At 54.9% G+C, this 17,086-nt stretch carries 16 protein-coding genes; 8 read left to right on the top strand and 8 right to left on the bottom strand.

The window, feature by feature from the left end:
* The first annotated feature begins 62 nt into the window (after positions 1 to 62).
* The 3 genes from ACRZ91_RS02810 (at position 63) to ACRZ91_RS02800 (ending at position 2,672) form a co-directional block, all read left to right on the top strand.
* The gene (locus ACRZ91_RS02810) at positions 63 to 878 is read left to right on the top strand and encodes a chromate resistance protein ChrB domain-containing protein (RefSeq protein ID WP_480902449.1); all 816 of its coding nucleotides are present in this window, start codon (positions 63 to 65) and stop codon (positions 876 to 878) included.
* Positions 875 to 2,125: a chromate efflux transporter gene (gene chrA / locus ACRZ91_RS02805; protein WP_480902447.1), complete on the top strand. Its 1,251-nt coding sequence runs from the start codon at positions 875 to 877 to the stop codon at positions 2,123 to 2,125. Before ACRZ91_RS02810 ends, chrA begins: the two co-directional genes overlap by 4 nt.
* 76 nt (positions 2,126 to 2,201) lie before the next feature.
* Entirely contained in the window at positions 2,202 to 2,672 is a 471-nt protein-coding gene (locus ACRZ91_RS02800; protein WP_480902444.1) for an SspB family protein, read from the top strand.
* A gap of 28 nt (positions 2,673 to 2,700) precedes the next feature.
* Here ACRZ91_RS02800 and ACRZ91_RS02795 read toward each other — a convergent pair whose 3' ends face one another.
* Positions 2,701 to 3,264, bottom strand: a complete 564-nt coding sequence (locus ACRZ91_RS02795; RefSeq protein ID WP_480902441.1) for a hypothetical protein — start codon at positions 3,262 to 3,264, stop codon at positions 2,701 to 2,703.
* A 207-nt stretch (positions 3,265 to 3,471) separates the two neighbouring features.
* Between ACRZ91_RS02795 and fumC the strand changes: the two genes are divergently transcribed.
* Genes fumC through ACRZ91_RS02775 form a run of 4 tightly spaced genes read left to right on the top strand, consistent with a single transcriptional unit; the run spans position 3,472 to position 5,922 of the window.
* Positions 3,472 to 4,866, top strand: coding sequence for a class II fumarate hydratase (fumC, locus tag ACRZ91_RS02790; RefSeq protein WP_480902438.1), 1,395 nt, complete (start codon positions 3,472 to 3,474; stop codon positions 4,864 to 4,866).
* Entirely contained in the window at positions 4,866 to 5,042 is a 177-nt protein-coding gene (locus ACRZ91_RS02785; protein ID WP_480902436.1) for a DUF4169 family protein, read from the top strand. The genes fumC and ACRZ91_RS02785 overlap by 1 nt, the downstream gene beginning before the upstream one ends.
* Positions 5,039 to 5,260: a ribbon-helix-helix domain-containing protein gene (locus ACRZ91_RS02780; protein WP_010439936.1), complete on the top strand. Its 222-nt coding sequence runs from the start codon at positions 5,039 to 5,041 to the stop codon at positions 5,258 to 5,260. The genes ACRZ91_RS02785 and ACRZ91_RS02780 overlap by 4 nt, the downstream gene beginning before the upstream one ends.
* A gap of 59 nt (positions 5,261 to 5,319) precedes the next feature.
* Positions 5,320 to 5,922 (top strand): DNA-3-methyladenine glycosylase I, encoded by a 603-nt coding sequence (locus ACRZ91_RS02775; RefSeq protein WP_480902433.1) that lies wholly within the window; start codon positions 5,320 to 5,322, stop codon positions 5,920 to 5,922.
* Between the two features lie 12 nt (positions 5,923 to 5,934).
* On the opposite strand, the gene ACRZ91_RS02770 is transcribed toward ACRZ91_RS02775, so the two are convergent.
* From ACRZ91_RS02770 to ACRZ91_RS02755, 4 genes are all read right to left on the bottom strand, one after another.
* Positions 5,935 to 6,816 carry a fructose bisphosphate aldolase gene (locus tag ACRZ91_RS02770; protein WP_170770755.1) on the bottom strand — a complete coding sequence of 294 codons (882 nt, stop codon included), beginning with the start codon at positions 6,814 to 6,816 and terminating at the stop codon, positions 5,935 to 5,937.
* 72 nt (positions 6,817 to 6,888) lie between these two features.
* Positions 6,889 to 8,238 carry a cytochrome P450 gene (locus ACRZ91_RS02765; protein ID WP_480902430.1) on the bottom strand — a complete coding sequence of 450 codons (1,350 nt, stop codon included), beginning with the start codon at positions 8,236 to 8,238 and terminating at the stop codon, positions 6,889 to 6,891.
* Positions 8,235 to 9,446 (bottom strand): hypothetical protein, encoded by a 1,212-nt coding sequence (locus ACRZ91_RS02760; RefSeq protein ID WP_480902427.1) that lies wholly within the window; start codon positions 9,444 to 9,446, stop codon positions 8,235 to 8,237. The genes ACRZ91_RS02765 and ACRZ91_RS02760 overlap by 4 nt, the downstream gene beginning before the upstream one ends.
* Before the next feature lie 87 nt (positions 9,447 to 9,533).
* Positions 9,534 to 10,286 (bottom strand): cytochrome c biogenesis CcdA family protein, encoded by a 753-nt coding sequence (locus tag ACRZ91_RS02755; protein ID WP_010439928.1) that lies wholly within the window; start codon positions 10,284 to 10,286, stop codon positions 9,534 to 9,536.
* Between the two features lie 105 nt (positions 10,287 to 10,391).
* On the opposite strand from ACRZ91_RS02755, the gene ACRZ91_RS02750 reads away from it, so the two are divergent.
* Positions 10,392 to 10,625 (top strand): sulfurtransferase TusA family protein, encoded by a 234-nt coding sequence (locus tag ACRZ91_RS02750; protein ID WP_170469979.1) that lies wholly within the window; start codon positions 10,392 to 10,394, stop codon positions 10,623 to 10,625.
* 55 nt (positions 10,626 to 10,680) lie between these two features.
* On the opposite strand, the gene ACRZ91_RS02745 is transcribed toward ACRZ91_RS02750, so the two are convergent.
* The 3 genes from ACRZ91_RS02745 to ACRZ91_RS02735 form a co-directional block, all read right to left on the bottom strand.
* Positions 10,681 to 13,473: an Rne/Rng family ribonuclease gene (locus ACRZ91_RS02745; protein ID WP_480902425.1), complete on the bottom strand. Its 2,793-nt coding sequence runs from the start codon at positions 13,471 to 13,473 to the stop codon at positions 10,681 to 10,683.
* Positions 13,474 to 13,983: 510 nt separating this feature from the next.
* Entirely contained in the window at positions 13,984 to 15,318 is a 1,335-nt protein-coding gene (locus ACRZ91_RS02740) for a sigma-54-dependent transcriptional regulator (RefSeq protein ID WP_010439922.1), read from the bottom strand.
* An 11-nt stretch (positions 15,319 to 15,329) separates the two neighbouring features.
* Positions 15,330 to 17,048, bottom strand: a complete 1,719-nt coding sequence (locus ACRZ91_RS02735; RefSeq protein ID WP_085977573.1) for a sensor histidine kinase — start codon at positions 17,046 to 17,048, stop codon at positions 15,330 to 15,332.
* Positions 17,049 to 17,086 lie beyond the last annotated feature (38 nt).

Genomic DNA, 17,086 nt, shown 5'->3' with positions numbered 1-17,086 from the left:
CGAACACCCCGTGAGGCGGCAGCCCAAGTTCGCATGTATCCAAAGCCACAAGGAAACATGCAATGGCTGCCCCCAATGCAATAACACCCCGACAACTGCTTCGCTTAATCGGTACGCCCAGGGCGCCTGTCCTTATCGACGTGCGAACCGAGGCGGATTTTGCGGACGACCCTGTGCTTGTTCCGAGCGCTATTCGTCGTTCCTTCAAAGATGTTGACAAAATCAGAGAAAGGATCGGAGATCGCTTTTCTGTTGTGATTTGCCAAAAAGGCAAGAAACTAAGCCAGGGTGTCGTCTCTTGGTTGCAATCCGAAGGCGTAATGTCCGAATATCTTGAGGGAGGCATGTTTGCCTGGCGCGATCTGCCAGGGGCACCCTCCGTGCCTGTTTCTGCCCTGCCTGAGATTGCCCAGGGCGGTACGATTTGGGTGACACGACATCGCCCCAAGATTGATCGCATTGCGTGCCCTTGGTTAATCCGAAGGTTTGTCGACGCTCAAGCGCGCTTCCTTTTTGTGGCGCCCGGCGAAATACAGGGAGTGGCGGAGCATTTCGGCGCCACTCCCTTTGACGTTGAAGGTGTCGACTGGAGCCATCGCGGTGAGAAATGCACCTTCGATACCATGCTGGACGTGTTCAACCTGCATTCCGAACCAATGGACCGATTGGCCACCATAATACGCGCGGCTGACACCAACAGGCATAATTTAGCGCCAGAAGCTGCTGGATTATTGGCAATATCGGTCGGACTGTCGCGCCAATATCGGGACGATCAGCAACAACTGGAGGCTGGTCTGCATATCTACGATGCGCTTTATCGATGGGCGCGGGATGGATCTGGTGAAACACATGACTGGCCAGCAGGTCACGGGAAATGACACCATCGTACCGTGAGTTGTTCAGCGTTTTCGGGCGTATCGGGCTTTTGTCCTTTGGTGGGCCAGCGGCGCAGATTTCACTGATGCATCAGGAACTCGTCGAGAAACGCCCCTGGCTGGACGAGCAAACCTATCTGCGTGCGCTTTCGTTGTGCATGTTATTGCCGGGGCCCGAGGCCATGCAGCTGGCAACATACTCGGGTTGGCGATTGCGTGGTGTGACCGGGGGCTTGATTGCAGGTGGCTTGTTTGTCCTGCCCGGGGCGCTGGTCATTGCAATACTTGTAGCGCTGTATGCAGCGTATGGTACATTGTCACTGGTTCAGGCGGGGTTTTTGGGCATCAAGGCCACCGTCATTATCATCGTTCTTCAAGCCTTGCGTAATCTGTCGAAAAAGGCGTTGACCGATACCGAACATCAGATGATCGCCGGGCTCGCGTTTCTTGGAATATTTCTGTTCAACCTGCCCTTCCCTCTGATCATTTTCTGCGCGGCCCTTTGGGGCTTTGCCACGTCCAAAGGCCAAGCTCCTACAGCCGTCCAGGCAAGCCCGGCATTAGGTAAACCCGTTCAAACGGCAGTATTCTGGCTCATATTGTGGCTGGGACCTTTGTTTTTACTGCAATTGTCAGGGCAGGAACTGCTCGGCGACTTGGGTTGGTTTTTTGCCCGTCTTGCCGTCGTCACCTTTGGAGGAGCTTATGCGGTGCTGGCCTATATGACCCAGACCGTTGTGGACACATACCAATGGATCAGTACGGATCAGATGATCGACGCGCTTGGCCTAGCCGAAACCACGCCGGGACCTCTAATCCTTGTGACGCAATTTGTGGCGATGCTGACTGGACAGGTTGCCGGAGGGCCATCACTTGCACTAGCGGCCGGAGTTGTCGCTTTATGGGCGACATTTGTTCCTTGCTTCCTCTGGATCTTCCTCGCGGCGCCACAACTGGACAGAATTGCAGCACGCCCTCGGCTTGGGGCCGCTATGCACGGCATCACGGCTGCGGTTGTCGGAGTGATTCTCAACCTCTCCGTGTGGTTTGGGTTGAACGTTCTGTTTGGCTCTCTCCCCGGTTGGTCATTCGGACCTGTGTCAATCCCCCTGCCCGATCCTGCTACGCTCGATATCTGGGCGCTTGTTCTTACGGTGCTAGCTGGCCTGTTGATTTTCCGTATGAAATCCGGTTTAGCGACCACATTAGGAATTATGGTTCTGGCCGGAATCGGGTTGCAGTTTTTGTGACCAATACAGCCCAGCACGGCCTTTCGTTTCCGTCCGAATGAACTATGCTGGTATTAACCACTTTCGAGGATCAAACATGTCGCAAGACATCGACTACGGGAATCTGATGCACACGGCCATGCGGGGCCTGATCAAGACCGTCCTGACGGATGTGTCCAAGACTGGCCTGCCCGGAGCACATCATTTCTTCATCACCTTTGATACACGATATGAAGGCGTTGAACTGGCTGACTGGCTACGAGAGCGGTATCCCGGTGAAATGACGATCGTCATGCAGCATTGGTTCGAGAATCTCCAAGTCGGCGATGAAGGATTTTCGATCACCTTGAATTTCGGCGATGCGCCTGAGCCGCTGTACATACCGTATATGGCAATAAAAACCTTCGTTGACCCTTCGGTCGAGTTTGGCTTGCGCTTTGAAAGCCCCGAGGATGAGGACGACGAAGTCTTTGTGGCGGATGAAGCCCCAATCGAACTGGAAGCAGAAGAACCGGAACCACAGCATCATGATGCGGATGTTGTTTCGCTGGATAGCTTCCGCAAGTGATCAGATAAAACCCCGCTTTATGTGGGGCTTACTTCTTTTTCAAAAATGTCTCGACCGAGCGTGATTTGACTCCGTCCCGGAACCTCGAAAATGACAGATCCAGACCGCCATCTGCCAAGGTCCGGTCAAACTGTTGCAACTCGTAGCCCCCATTTTCTGCGATGAACAACGAAAATACGGTCAGAGTGTCGCCTTCAATCCTACCCCAGACAAATGGCTCACCTTTCATCGGGTCAAGCGGCACCTCGTGCCCGAAAACGTTGCGTTTCATCGCGGCAGAATAAACATCCGCACGATCCGAGCTTTGAAAATCAACCGAATATTTCTCATCCTTGATGCGCCCATCTGCTTTGTAGGTCGTGGTGGTCCAACTTACATTGAAACCACCTTTAATCTCATGGATTGAAACACTCATATCCCGAGGCGTCGAAGTACCATCGGCGTCAACAACTTCGGCGGATCCAGTATAATCGCCGACAAAAGGCTCAATGTTGGTCGCGTTGGCTTGCTGTAAAGATGCGGCCAGCCAGATACATGCGGCAAACGCCAACGCAACCGCATGCAGGGGTCTGTTCATAAGTGATACTCGCATGGCTGACTCCGTCCTCTATGAAACTTCATTCTAACTTTAGTCCGTCTGCGCACAATGGCACTGTTTTCGCTAACAGAAATTAATTGGTGCGGCGCTTCGTCTATACCTTTGTCTGGCCTAGGTTTATGGTGCGCTCAACTGGCCGATTGCGCCTCAGCCCCGCTGCGGTTAAACGGCATACGACTGCATACCAGACCGGAGCGACCGATGTCTCAAACCCGTACCGAATCCGACAGCTTTGGCCCTCTTGAGGTGCCCGCCGACAAATACTGGGGCGCACAAACACAACGCTCGATCATGAACTTCCCAATTGGCTGGGAAAAGCAACCCGTCGCAATCGTACGGGCGCTGGGCGTGATCAAGCAGGCCTGCGCAATGGAAAACAAGGCAACGGGCAAGTTGGATGATAAGATCGCTGACGCGATTATTCAGGCCGCAGGAGAAGTATTCGAGGGTAAGTTTGATGACAACTTCCCCTTGGTCGTCTGGCAAACCGGGTCGGGTACTCAATCCAACATGAACTCGAACGAGGTCATTGCAAACCGCGCGATCGAGATTCTGGGTGGCGTGGTCGGCTCGAAAGAGCCAGTGCATCCGAACGATCATTGCAACATGGGTCAGTCCTCGAACGATACCTTTCCTACTGCTATGCACATCGCCACCGCAATGAGTGTGCGAGATGTGCTGATGCCTGGGCTCGAGAAGTTTGCGTCTGCGCTGGAGGCCAAGGCGAAAGAGTTCGCCGGGATCATCAAGATCGGTCGCACCCACACACAGGACGCCACCCCGCTGACACTGGAACAGGAATTCGGCGGTTACGCGCATCAGATTCGTCAGGGCATTGCGCGGGTCGAAGCCTCGATGCCTGGCATTTATGAACTGGCACAAGGTGGCACCGCCGTTGGTACTGGATTGAATACGCATGACGGTTGGGACGAGGCTGTCGCTAGGAATATGGCCGAAATCACCGGCCTTCCCTTCGTTACTGCACCAAACAAATTCGAAGCGTTGGCCGCTCATGACGCCATGGTCTTCTTGTCCGGCGCTTTGGCCACGATCGCCGGATCCTGCTATAAAATCGCAAATGATATCCGTCTGTTAGGTTCGGGTCCCCGCTCGGGGCTAGGCGAACTTATCCTGCCCGAGAATGAACCCGGCTCGTCCATCATGCCCGGTAAGGTCAATCCGACCCAGGCCGAAGCGTTGACACAGGTGGCCGCGCACGTGATGGGCAATGACGCAGCAATGAAGTTTGCTGGCTCGCAAGGACATTTCCAACTGAATGTCTATAACCCGATGATGTCGTATAACCTGTTGCAATCCATCCAACTATTGGGTGATGCGACCGACAGCTTTACCGAACGGATGCTACTAGGCATCAAAGCCAATGAACCGCGCATCGATAAACTGATGAAAGAGTCGTTGATGCTGGTGACCGCTCTGGCCCCCACCATCGGGTATGACAACGCCACGACCGTCGCCAAGACGGCGCACAAGAATGGCACGACGCTCAAGGAAGAAGCGATTGCACTGGGCTTTGTCGATGAAGAAACCTTCGACGCAGTTGTCCGCCCTGAGAAGATGATCGGGCCCAAGAACTGATGGGCAAGCCGGTCAACCTGAACCGGTATCGAAAAGAGAAAGCGCGGGCCGAAAAGAAGGCCCGTGCAGATGCAAACGCTGCGAAACACGGACAGACCAAATCCGAGAAAACTTTGGTAAGGCTGGAGAAAATGCGCCAGCGCCACGACCTCGACGGTCACAAGGTCGACGAATGAGCGGGCGGCCTGTCAAACGCTCTCTGACCTTGCAAGGTCATCGAACATCCGTATCGCTTGAGGATGAATTCTGGCAGGCATTCCGTGACATTGCGCGGAAAAAAGATATTCCAATCAATGTTCTGGCGGCAAATATTGATGCAGAACGTGATCCTGAAACCGGGCTAGCTTCGGCCATTCGCGTGTTCATTCTAAATTGGTATCGTCAAACTGAATGATTGCTTGATTTCAGCCAATCTCGTCGCTTATCCTCGCGGGGAACAAAAAGGGTACATTCATGAGCGATTTGGCAACGGGCCCAGATGGAAAACCTCGGTGCGCGTGGTGCAATGCCGCCCCTGAATTCTTCGACTATCATGACAACGAATGGGGATATCCCGTTTCCGACGACAGACGGTTGTTTGAAAAACTATGCCTTGAAAGCTTTCAGTCGGGCCTGAGCTGGCGCACCATTCTGTCAAAACGCGAGAATTTCAGAGCAGCATTTAGAAACTTTGATTTCAACAAGATAGCAGAGTTTTCTGATGCAGATATCAATCGTCTTCTGGACGACAAAGGCATTGTACGTCACCGCGGCAAGATCGAAGCCGTGATCAATAACGCCGGTCGCGTGCAGGACCTAATCGCAGCTGAAGGATCATTGGCAGCGTATGTCTGGAGGTACGAGCCTGAGACGCCACCTGCCCCGCAAAGCGCATCCACTTCGGCAGAATCCATTGCGATGTCGAAAGATCTGAAAAAACGCGGCTGGAAATTCGTCGGTCCTACGACCGTGTTTGCCTTCATGCAGGCCATGGGGTTGATTAATGATCACGCAGTTGGATGCGCCATGCGCGAAAAAGCGACACAAATGCGCCGCGATTTCATCAAGCCAGAATAAAATCTCCTGCGATCAGATCGAGGCGCGGTAGATATTGTCAATATTGCTTCCGAGCGCTGCATTGAAATCCGCATCGGATTGTTGCTTGGACAAGCCTTCAGTCAGCGCGCGAGAGAAAGACGCGATCATCTTGCCGTTCTTGCCGAGCAGGTCACAAGCCTGCTCGGTCGAATATCCACCCGACAGCGCAACCACGCGCAGGACACGTGGGTGGTCGGCTACCTCGTCATACAAGTTGGCCTGACTTGGAATGGTCAGCTTCAGCATCACCTCCTGCCCCTCGGCCAATTGATCGAGGTTCTTCAGGATTTCTGATTTCAAGATGTCTTCGGCCTCGGCTTTGGTTTCCGAATGGATGTTCACTTCGGGCTCGACAATCGGCACCATGCCTGCGTCTGTAACGACCCGGGCCACTTCAAATTGCTGTGCAACAACATCCGCGATGCCCTGCGCATTGGCTTCGTGGATGACCGAGCGTTCCTTGGTTCCGAAAACGCCATCCGCTTTGGACAGGGTTTCTACTAGCCCCGGGATAGGCTTCATCATTTGAACGCCATTGGCTTGATCCTCAAGCCCTTTGTCGATCTTCAGAAATGGCACGATGTTTTTGACCGACCACAGGTAATCTGCGACCTTCTTGCCTTCGATTTCTTCACCCAGCGTTCGTTCGAACAGGATCGCCCCAATCACTTTCTCCTTTGTGAAATCTTCTGCCAGTATGATCCGGGCGCGCATCTTCTGGATCTCTCCGAACATCTCTTCGTCCGAGTTATACCCAGAGGCATCAACGCCATACAAAGCCAGTGCTTTCGGGGTTGAACCGCCGCTTTGATCCAGGGCTGCAATAAATCCTGCGCCTTCGGACATCTGCGCGCGCTGTTCTGCTTTCGACATAACTCATTCCCGTTCAATATGATTCCGCATTTTCCAACCGCATACAGCAAGCCGACGAACGATGGTAGTTTGTTAGCGCTCAACTAGGCGCAACCAAATCCCATCCTTTGATCTGACGGTCAGATGTGCGACCGGTACGGGCGTATTGCCTTCGATTGTTTCGAAGTGATATCGACGTAGCAGCATCGACAGTATGAGTGGACCCTCAACCATGGCAAACCCCGCACCTGTGCAAACCCGTGAGCCGGCAGAAAATGGGATGTAGGCGTCGCGCTGACAGGCCTTTCCGTTCTCTGTTGCCCATCGCCCGGGATCAAATTCGTCTGGTCTGTCCCATAAGCGTTCGTGGCGATGTAAATGCCAGGGGCTGACCACGATCTGAGATTTTTGCGGGATATCTCTGTCACGGAATTTTTCGGGACAGGAGGCTTCACGCACCATCATTGGAACAGGCGGATACAGGCGCAGCGCCTCACGAAATACGTCGCGGCTAAGTCGTAGGTGGGACATGGCCGAGAACTCGGGTGTATCCAGCGCTTGTGCCTCTTCTGCCAGCTTATCCTGCCAATCGGGATACAAGGCCAGTAGATACAGGGCCCATGCCAACGCCGATGCACTGGTTTCATGCCCCGCGAGAAAGAAAATAGCGACCTGATCGACCATGTCTTGCGCGTCAAAACATTTGCCTGTCTCTGGATCGTTAGTCGTCATGATCTTTGTGGCCAGATCATCAGGTGCCGTTCCGTTCTTGATTGCTGCTGCCCGATCAAGTGTTAGTTGGCTGATCAGAGCGCGTATTTGTCGGGCGGTCTGACGCGTCTTGCGCGAATGTAACCGGGGGGCCCATCTGGGAAGCGGTACAAAGGCTGCCAGGTTCAACAAAGGTTGTTCGCGCTGATAGATCCTGAACTTTTCAAAAACCTGCGCAGCTACCTCATGCTCAATCGGAACCGAGAACAGGGTTCTAAATATGACATCTGCGGCCACGTGGCTGGTGATCTCTTCACATTCCACGTCCTGCCCAATGCGCACCCCAAGCCTGTCGACGCAAGCTTGCGCCGCATCTACCATCGCAGGAAATGTGTCTTTCAATCGGCCACCTTCAAACGCAGGATCGATGATCCTGCGCTGCTGCTTCCAGACCGCCCCATTGGTCAGAAACACGGACTGCCCCAGCAGCGGGCGCAAACCTTCGCTGATGCGGCTTGATTTGGGAAACACATCGGGTCGATCTTTCAACACAGTGCGGATCAGTTCCGGTTGGTTGATCAGGAACGATCGAAAGAAAGGCGTCCGAAACTCAGCCATCCAGGCCCGATACAAACGTTGAGGTTGTGCCGACAGAAGGTCTTGTCGAAACAAACGCATATACCGCCAGAGTGAAACCTTGTCGGGTCGTGAAGCAGGTTTAGGTGGCCTCATGCCGCCACCGTAGTGTGTTTCGAAATGGCGCGTTCAATGCGTGAACGCGAAGGTGTTCGGTTAGCAAACCTTTCTCCCAGCGTTTGCGGGCCCGCGGTTATTTTGAAGTAGTCGTAATCATTGGGCCTATCGAACGCGCACAGATACTGGAAATGCAGCCGAAAGAACCGCCACCTGAGCTTTTTCCAGCGCTTGGGTGAAAGAGTTTGAGTGAACGCTGCAGACAGTACCAGCGGCCAGCATTTGTTGGGTAGCGATACTCCGCTAACCGCCACTGGATCACACAAAGCGAAGGCGCAGCCGTCTCCGGGTGCTGAAACATCGACCCAAGCCAGTCCCTCGCTACCCGAGAGATATTGCAGATCGGTCCGCAATGCGCGGGCCTTTGGCAAAAAGGAAACCATCGGCACGACCTGCCCCAATGACAGGAATGACAAGGCCGGCCCGCCGATCTTGCCCTGCCTCCTTAGAACCTCAGCCAGGGCTGTCACGCCAAGATGAGCCCCAGAGCTATGGCCGACCACCAAAACCTCATCAACGTCAGATCCGAGGGCCTGCGAAATCTGATCTGAAAACTGGTCAAGCCGCGTTGTCAGCTCAGGTGAATATGCACCTTTTAAACGTGCGGAATGCGCATAGTCATGCATCAGGTAATAGGCGAACAATCGGTTGTCGATCGCTCGAAACCAGCGCATCAGAGCGTAAATGGCCATAGCAGCAGGCAGCACAGACCACCACCACATGAACGTGCCTAACCCAACGGCAACACCCCACCCAATCAGCAGAGCCAGCGCAAGTTGAGCCAATAACATTCCTACCGGATATAGTGCGGCGATAACCGGACCCTTACGCAATTGCATAAGGCGCCAAAGCGTTCCCGTGGATATGTAGATCCAGGCGGTTTGTACCATCTGAAAATACGTCGCCAGTATCGAGCGCGCCATGCTGTCCTTAACGATATCAGCCCAAACCAAAACCTCGATCTCGGTCTCAACAGATACACCGTCTTGATGTGAAAGAACGCGCCAACCATAGGCTCCACCATCGGTTTTGCCGATCACATCGATCTCGTAGCCAGATATCGCGGCCTGGGAACGGCTCTCTCTTCGATAGAGTTCGCGATAGCGGCGTGGGGGAATCGGATCATAGCCGGGTATATAAAACACCCGGCGCTTGCGCACCTGTGGTTGGGTTTGTTGACTGCTCATGACCCGGCCCTCTGATCCGCAGATTAGCGCAGCGGCAAGGTCAAGGTAAGACCCGCCGTTTAACCATCCACGTTTAGCGCCAGAGGGTTAACCAAAATTCGCCAAAGCTGGAAATGTTTCAAGCAGCCACCAGCTGAATTCCGTGAACAGCCCAGTGATCAACATGATACCGACGAACAATAGCAACCCACCCATCACCTTTTCGATCGTACCCATATGAGGTTTGATACGGTTCATAACGGCCATGGAACGGTTCAGGAACATTGCGGCCAAAAGAAACGGAATACCCAGCCCTGCAGCATAAACACCTAGTAACAACGTGCCGCGTGCGACAGACGCCTCTGACGCGGCCAACGATAAGATTGCCCCCAGTTGAGGACCGATGCAGGGCGTCCAGCCAAAAGCAAACGCCAGGCCCAGAATATAGGCCCCGAATACGGAACCACCGGATTCTCCCGCATCAACGCGCGCTTCGCGATCTAACAGAGGGATACGGAACACATTCAGAAAGTGCAGGCCAAAAACAATCACCACCGCGCCTGACAATTTAGCAAAAAGCACCTGATTCTGGAGTACGAACGCCCCAAAGGCCGATGCTGTGAAGCCCAGCAGAAGAAATACCGTCGACAGACCCAGAACAAAGAAAAGCGCCGACAGGGTCGCCTTGCGCCGCGCACGCGCCTCGTCCTGCATCTCGTGAATGGTCACGCCGCTCATATACGCTAGATAGGGGGGCACAATCGGCAACACGCAGGGCGACAAAAAGCTGATCAGCCCGCCGAGCAAGGCGACAAACATGGCAGGTAAAAGACCTGCATCGATGATCTCAATTCCGAACATGGATCAGCACATATGGTATCAAGTGGGTTTCGTCACGGGGCCATTCGGTCACATCCTCGTGGTTGCACGCTGGACAGTGCCACTTGTTGGAAATATCTCAACCAAATGACAGATGAGACAGATACATTAGATGCGCTGGGATTGTTATGCCCTCTTCCCGTCCTCAAGGCCCGAAAAAGGCTTAAATCCTTGCCTGCAGGTGGCGTCCTGCGCCTGCTTGCTGATGATCCGGCGGCGATAATCGACGTGCCGCATTTCTGTACTGAGGCGGGTCACACGCTCATTTCACAAGACAGTGTAGATGGTCATCAGATCTATTTGATCCGAAAATCCGACTAGCGACTCTTCACGATAGTATTAAAGAAAAAGGCGGGCCAATGAGCCCGCCTTTTCATTATTGCCCGAGTGACCACCACCCGCGCCGCTTTGGCTTGGCTGGCGCAGGTTCAGGTTCTTCCGTCACAACCTCCAAGACAGGCTCCGGGGTCTCAGTCTCAACAACGTCAGGTTCAATCTCTATTGGCTGTTCCTCGGCCTCTATGGCCACCGGTTCAGCCTGTTCAGAAGCTTCTACTGGCTGAGCCTCGGCAACCTCAGGTTCGGGTGCTTCCCCGGGGTTCTGGGTTTCTGGGGTTTGCTCTGGTTCGGCGTCGGAAACCTCAACTGTGGAGGCAACTGGTTCGCTCGCCTGTTCAGCCGCCGTGTCATCTGTGGCAGGCTGAGTTTCGTTGGCATCGGTGTCAGCATCTGCATCCTTTTTCCGGCGACGCGGCGCCCGACGCTTCTTGGGCTTGGCTGGTTTCTCAGCCGCTTCCTCATTAACCGGTTCAGCCTCGGCCTGCACGGTCTCAACAGTTTCAGCCCGTTCAGCCGCCTCAGCGTTATTCTCGGCCTCAGTTTCGTCAGTATCACTATCAGACGCCTCCGAACCGCCCGCGTTCTTTTTGCGCCGACGCCGACGACGCTTGCGCTTGGGCTTGGCCTCTTCCTCGTTCTGTACTGTGACTTCTTCTTCGCTTTCTTCCTCTTCGCTGGCGTCGACCAAATCCATCAGGGACGCATCCACCGATACCACCGGGGCAGTAGCCTCGGGAACAACGCGGCTGGCGGTTTTGAACTTCTCCATCGAGAAATCAGGGCTAACCAGATGCACATCCCCTTCGATGCGCACCGACAAACCATACCGCGCCTCGATCTGAGCGATATGTTCACGTTTCTGGTTCATCAGGAAGTTGGCGATGCTGACCGGACACCTCACCAGAACCTCGCGCGAACGGCGGCGAGTGCCTTCTTCTTCGATCTGGCGCAAGATCGACAGCGCCATATTGTCATCCGATCGGATCAGACCGGTGCCATGGCAAGATGGGCACGGCTGTGTCGTCGCTTCAAGCATACCGGGCCGCAGACGTTGGCGGCTCATCTCAAGCAGACCAAAGCCCGAAATCCGGCCCACCTGAATACGGGCGCGATCTGTTTTCAGCTTATCCTTCAAGCGTTTTTCAACAGCCGAGTTGTTCTTACGCTCGTCCATATCAATGAAATCGATGACGATTAGGCCTGCAAGATCGCGCAGACGCAATTGGCGTGCCACCTCTTCTGCGGCCTCTAGGTTCGTTTTCAGCGCAGTTTCCTCGATCGAGCCTTCTTTGGTCGCCCGACCCGAGTTCACGTCGATTGCCACCAGGGCTTCGGTCACGCCGATAACGATGTAGCCACCCGATTTCAACTGAACCGTCGGGTTGAACATCCCCGCCAGATAGCTCTCCACTTGATAACGCGCGAACAGCGGCAGCGCATCCTCATACCGTTTCACGTTTTTGGCGTGGGACGGCATGATCATCTTCATGAAGTCTTTGGCGATGCGATACCCGCCCTCACCTTCAACCAGAACTTCATCGATATCACGATTATAAAGATCGCGGATCGATCGTTTGATCAGATCGCCTTCTTCGTAAATCTTTGCCGGCGCGATGGATTGCAGTGTCAGTTCGCGGATCTGCTCCCACATACGTTGCAAGTATTCATAGTCGCGCTTGATCTCTGACTTGGTGCGCTTGGCCCCTGCCGTGCGCACGATCAGACCCGCACCTGTTGGTACGTCGATCTCCGAGGCGATGTCCTTCAATTTCTTCCGGTCAGCCGCGTTGGTGATCTTGCGGCTGATCCCTCCACCGCGCGCCGTGTTTGGCATCAGCACGCAATAACGACCAGCCAACGAAAGATATGTGGTCAGCGCCGCACCCTTGTTGCCACGTTCTTCTTTGACCACCTGCACCAGCAAAACCTGGCGCACCTTGATGACTTCCTGAATCTTGTACCGGCGTGGGCGCGGTTTACGCGGAGGACGGATATCCTCGCTATCATCCTCATCCGCTACGGATTCGATCGAGTCGTCTTTCGAGGCAGCGTCCGGCGCCTTGGCCTCCTCGCTCTCGTCCACATCTTGATCAGCCTCCTCCGAGGTCTCCGTGTCAACAGAGCCCTCAACGGCCTCTTCTTGAGCCGCATCCTCGGCAGTCTCTTCGGATGCTCCTTCTGTGACATCCTCCGCTACAGCTTCGGATTGCTCCTCAGAGGTACCTTCCGTGCTGGGTGCCTCTTGCTCGGCAACCTGCTCAATCGCGGTCTCTTCCGGCTGGTCAACTGCTTCGTCGGCCGGTTCCTCTACAGGGGTCTCAGCAACCGTTTCCATGGGCGAAGTCCCCTCGGGAACCGATAGATCGGTCTCCTCAGTTTCATCTCCCAGATCGATGGTTTCCATACCGGTGGGTTCGGACGAAACTTCGAGGGTTTCGACCGGGTCATCCGTTTTCACATCTGCCGCCTTGCTGCGTGAGCGCGAGCGACGTTTTTTGGGTTTGGATTCCTCCGCCTCATCCCGCGCCCTCATGGCTTCGGCATAAGCGCGCTCTTCTTCCATCAGCGCTTCGCGGTCGGCGACTGGGATTTGATAATAATCCGGATGAATCTCAGAAAACGCCAGAAACCCGTGCCGGTTCCCGCCATAATCCACAAAAGCCGCCTGAAGCGACGGCTCAACCCTCGTTACTTTTGCAAGATAGATGTTGCCAGCAAGCTGGCGTTTGTTTTCGGATTCAAAGTCAAATTCCTCAACCTTGTTTCCATCGACCACCACAACGCGGGTTTCCTCCGCGTGGGTGGCATCGATAAGCATTTTCTTAGCCATGTGTCCTTGGTGCACCGCGCCAAACGCGTTGTCCTGACCCGTCCAGGCGGACAGGCGCTTTTGGGGAGGTGTCTTGTACGGGCGATTTCAGACGGCGCGCGGCAGGGTGCGGCACTGTGGCCCCCTGCCCGTATACTCAATCGTTGCGCGCGCGTCATCGCGGTTCTTCTCCGACAGGCGCGGGATAGGGCCGCGGCCTGCCCATTATTCCTTTCACCCGCCAGAACGGGTTCAGGTACTCAGTTGCCCCGGTTGGGGCACAATCGGCCTGCTGAACTGCGTGGAAATGATCCTCAGCAGCAGATCAGCAGCGAAACTCAATGATTCGGGACTTCTGGGCGTCAAATCGCCCGGCCCGTCCGAACACAATAAAAGCAGTCCTGTAGAAAAGACAATGGGCAAACTGAATAACACCCGCAGATCACAGCACAGGATCTCTTCATCTGGCTGAAAATTTCTCGTGGGTGAATTGAGCCCAAGGCTCAAGAGGGGGTTGCCCCCCCCTCCGGCCTACAGGTAATCCGAGCGCTGCAACCCATACTTTGCCATCTTTTCATTCAAAGTTCGGCGCGGCAGGCAAAGCTCTTCCATCACGGATGCGATCGATCCCTTATGACGGCGCATCGTATTGTCGATCAGCATTCGTTCGAAAGCTTCGACATATTCCTTTAGCGGCTTGCCCTCGGTGGTCATTACGGGCTGCATCTCTTCATGATCGGACATCAGCAGCGACGCAATGGTCCCTGACCCGCGTCGCGATTGAAGCACTGCGCGCTCGGCAATATTGATCAACTGACGAACATTCCCTGGCCAAGGGGCTTGCAATAGCTGCGCCGCTTCTTGTGCGCTGACCTGGGGTGCATCGCAACCATATTCCTCGGCAAACTGTTCGCTCAAACGCGTAAACAGAGTCAAGATATCCTCGCCGCGCTGACGCAGCGGCGGCATCGTGATGCGCAAGGCTGCAAGCCGGTAGAACAGGTCAGGCCGCAAAACATCCTCGGATGTCTTGCCGGCCTCCTGCAGATTCGAGATCGCAACGATCCGCGTTTCCGCAGGCGTCCCCTGTTCGTTCATAACACTCAGCAAACGCGCCTGCAGCGTATCGCTCAGCGCTTCGACATCCTCCAAAACCAATGTCCCGCCTCGTGCTTCTTCGATAGCAGGCAACTGAGTATCCTCTGGCAGCATCGGGCCAAACAAGCGCTTCGACAGCGCTTCCTCCTCCAACGCGGCACAAGAAACCAGAACAAACTTTTTGCCCGCCCGGCTCCCGACAGCGTGCAAGGCATGCGCCACCAAAGTCTTCCCGGTCCCCGTTTCACCATCGATCAGAACGTGACCATCGGCCTGCCCCAGATCAAGAATATCCTCGCGCAAGCGTTCCATGACGGGGCTGGCACCAATCAGCTTGTTCATGATCTGAGTGCCACCCGACAATTCGCGGCGCAGCGCCCGGTTGTCCAGTGTCAAACGTCGTGCGTTGCTGGCCCTCTTGGCCAGTTCAGACATCTTGTCAGGATTGAACGGTTTCTCAAGAAAATCAAAAGCACCCACCCGCATGGCTTCGACGGCCATTGGAACATCGCCGTGACCCGTGATCATTATCACCGGTAATGTGCTATCCGCGCCCATCAATTTCTTCAAAAGCTGAATGCCATCCATGCCCGGCATTTTGATGTCAGAGATCACGATCCCCGGATATTCCGGACCAAGCACCTTGAGCGCATCTTCGGCGCTGGCGAAGGTTTCCGTGTCATACCCCGACAGAGCCAGCCACTGGCTAATCGACTGGCGCATGTCCTGTTCATCATCCACGATGGCGATTTTCATGGCCTGTGCCATAGTCACTTCCTTTATTCCGCGGCCTCAAGGCCGTCGCTTCCCAGAATGGGCAATTGCATCTCAAACACCGCGCCGCCCTGTTGGCCGTTTCGTGCGGTCAAACGTCCGCCATGGTCGTTCACGATCCCGGACGAGATGGCAAGCCCCAGACCAACACCGTCTCCGGGGCGTTTGGTCGTATAAAACGGCTCAAACAGGTTTTCGATATCTTCGATTCCGTGGCCATTATCACGTACGGTCAGTACAGCGGTATCTCCTGCAGCCAGGATAATCTCGACATCAGGTTCAGCGACAGATTTGGTGGCATCCAGCGCATTGCGCAAGAGATTGACCATAACCTGTTCAATCCGCATCCGATCCCCCATCACTATAACAGGGACTTCGGGTAAAATCTGGGTTATCTTAACGTGCCTTTGACGGAGCTGCGGCTCCATCATCGACAGGCTCGATGCTAGCGCTTCGCCTAGATTTACAGGCGAAAACGCATCCGCGCCCTTGCGGGCATACGACTTTAACTGGCGCGTGATCGCACCCATCCGTTCAATCAAACCATCAATGCGACCAAAACTGGCCAGCGCTTCTTCGGGTCGGTTCCGACGCAACAGCAAACGCGCGCCTGCCAGATAGGTTTTCATAGCGGCCAGCGGCTGGTTCAACTCGTGGCTCACCGCTGCCGACATCTCACCCAGAGCCGCCAGCTTCGAGCTTTGAGCAAGCGTTTGCTCGGCAACTTCCAGCGTCTTTTCAACCCTTTCTCGCTCAGCGATTTCCCGCTGCAGCCTGGCGTTCAATGCGCGAAGCTCCGCCGACTCTCGCTGGAACAAAGTCATGCGCGAGGTGGCCCTGCGACTGAGCGCATAGAAGGTCAGCGCCAGAAGAATCGCAAATGCCATGATTTCAAGCGCGAGGACGCTGTTCACACGTTCCCGGATTGACGAATAGGTGGTGAACGATGTCATCTGCCAACCACGGAACGGTATGCGAGTTTCCATTCGCATCACAGCTTCGCCTTGCAAGTAAGCATCCGGCGGCAGCGCATTCCAGTCGGCCGTCGCGCGGATCGCACGTTGAATGGCACTTTGAGGGGGCTGGCGCAGAATAGCGCTTCCTTCTTCCAGGCCACGCCATTGTGGTTCAGTCGACAGAATGATCGCACCGGTGCTGTCTGTCACCATCACGGCATCAGAAATCCCGGCCCAGGCGCGCTCGAATTTCTGCAAATCGACCTCGACCACAATTACCCCGAGTATCTCGGCATTGGCTTCAATTCTGCGTGAATAAACAAAGCTGTATCCCCCAGCCTCGCGCGGGATGACCGAGAATATCGTAGCATTCGATCGCATCGCATCAATGAAGTAGGGAGAGCTACGATGCCCCTCACCCAATCGATTGCGATCGGTTGCCGCCACCGTAAGCCCATCTCCGTCCAACAGAACCAGCGACGCCGCTCCGATTTCTTCTACAAAAGAGATCAGCCGCTGAGTCGACAGCGTATAGTCACTGGACTGCAAGGCCGAGATCAGCGTTGGGTCTCTGGAAAGAAGTTGCGGAACGATGGAATTGCGACGCAATTCACTGAGCAAGTTACCGGAATACAGCGCCAGACGCAGTTCGGCCCGGTTGCGGGTGGATTCTGTGAAACGGCTGGTCAGAAGACTGTTGGTAATCCAGACTGTGGCGACCGTTACAAGCAGCAGCAAGAACACAGCAAGACGCAACCGCCAGCCCATTGGCGAGCCACGCAGTCGGTTCAGGAACCCGTTGCGGT

Source organism: Ruegeria sp. O11 (genome assembly GCF_056535285.1).
Note: the sequence above shows the minus strand (reverse complement) of the source record. Positions and strands in the feature narration are given on the sequence as shown.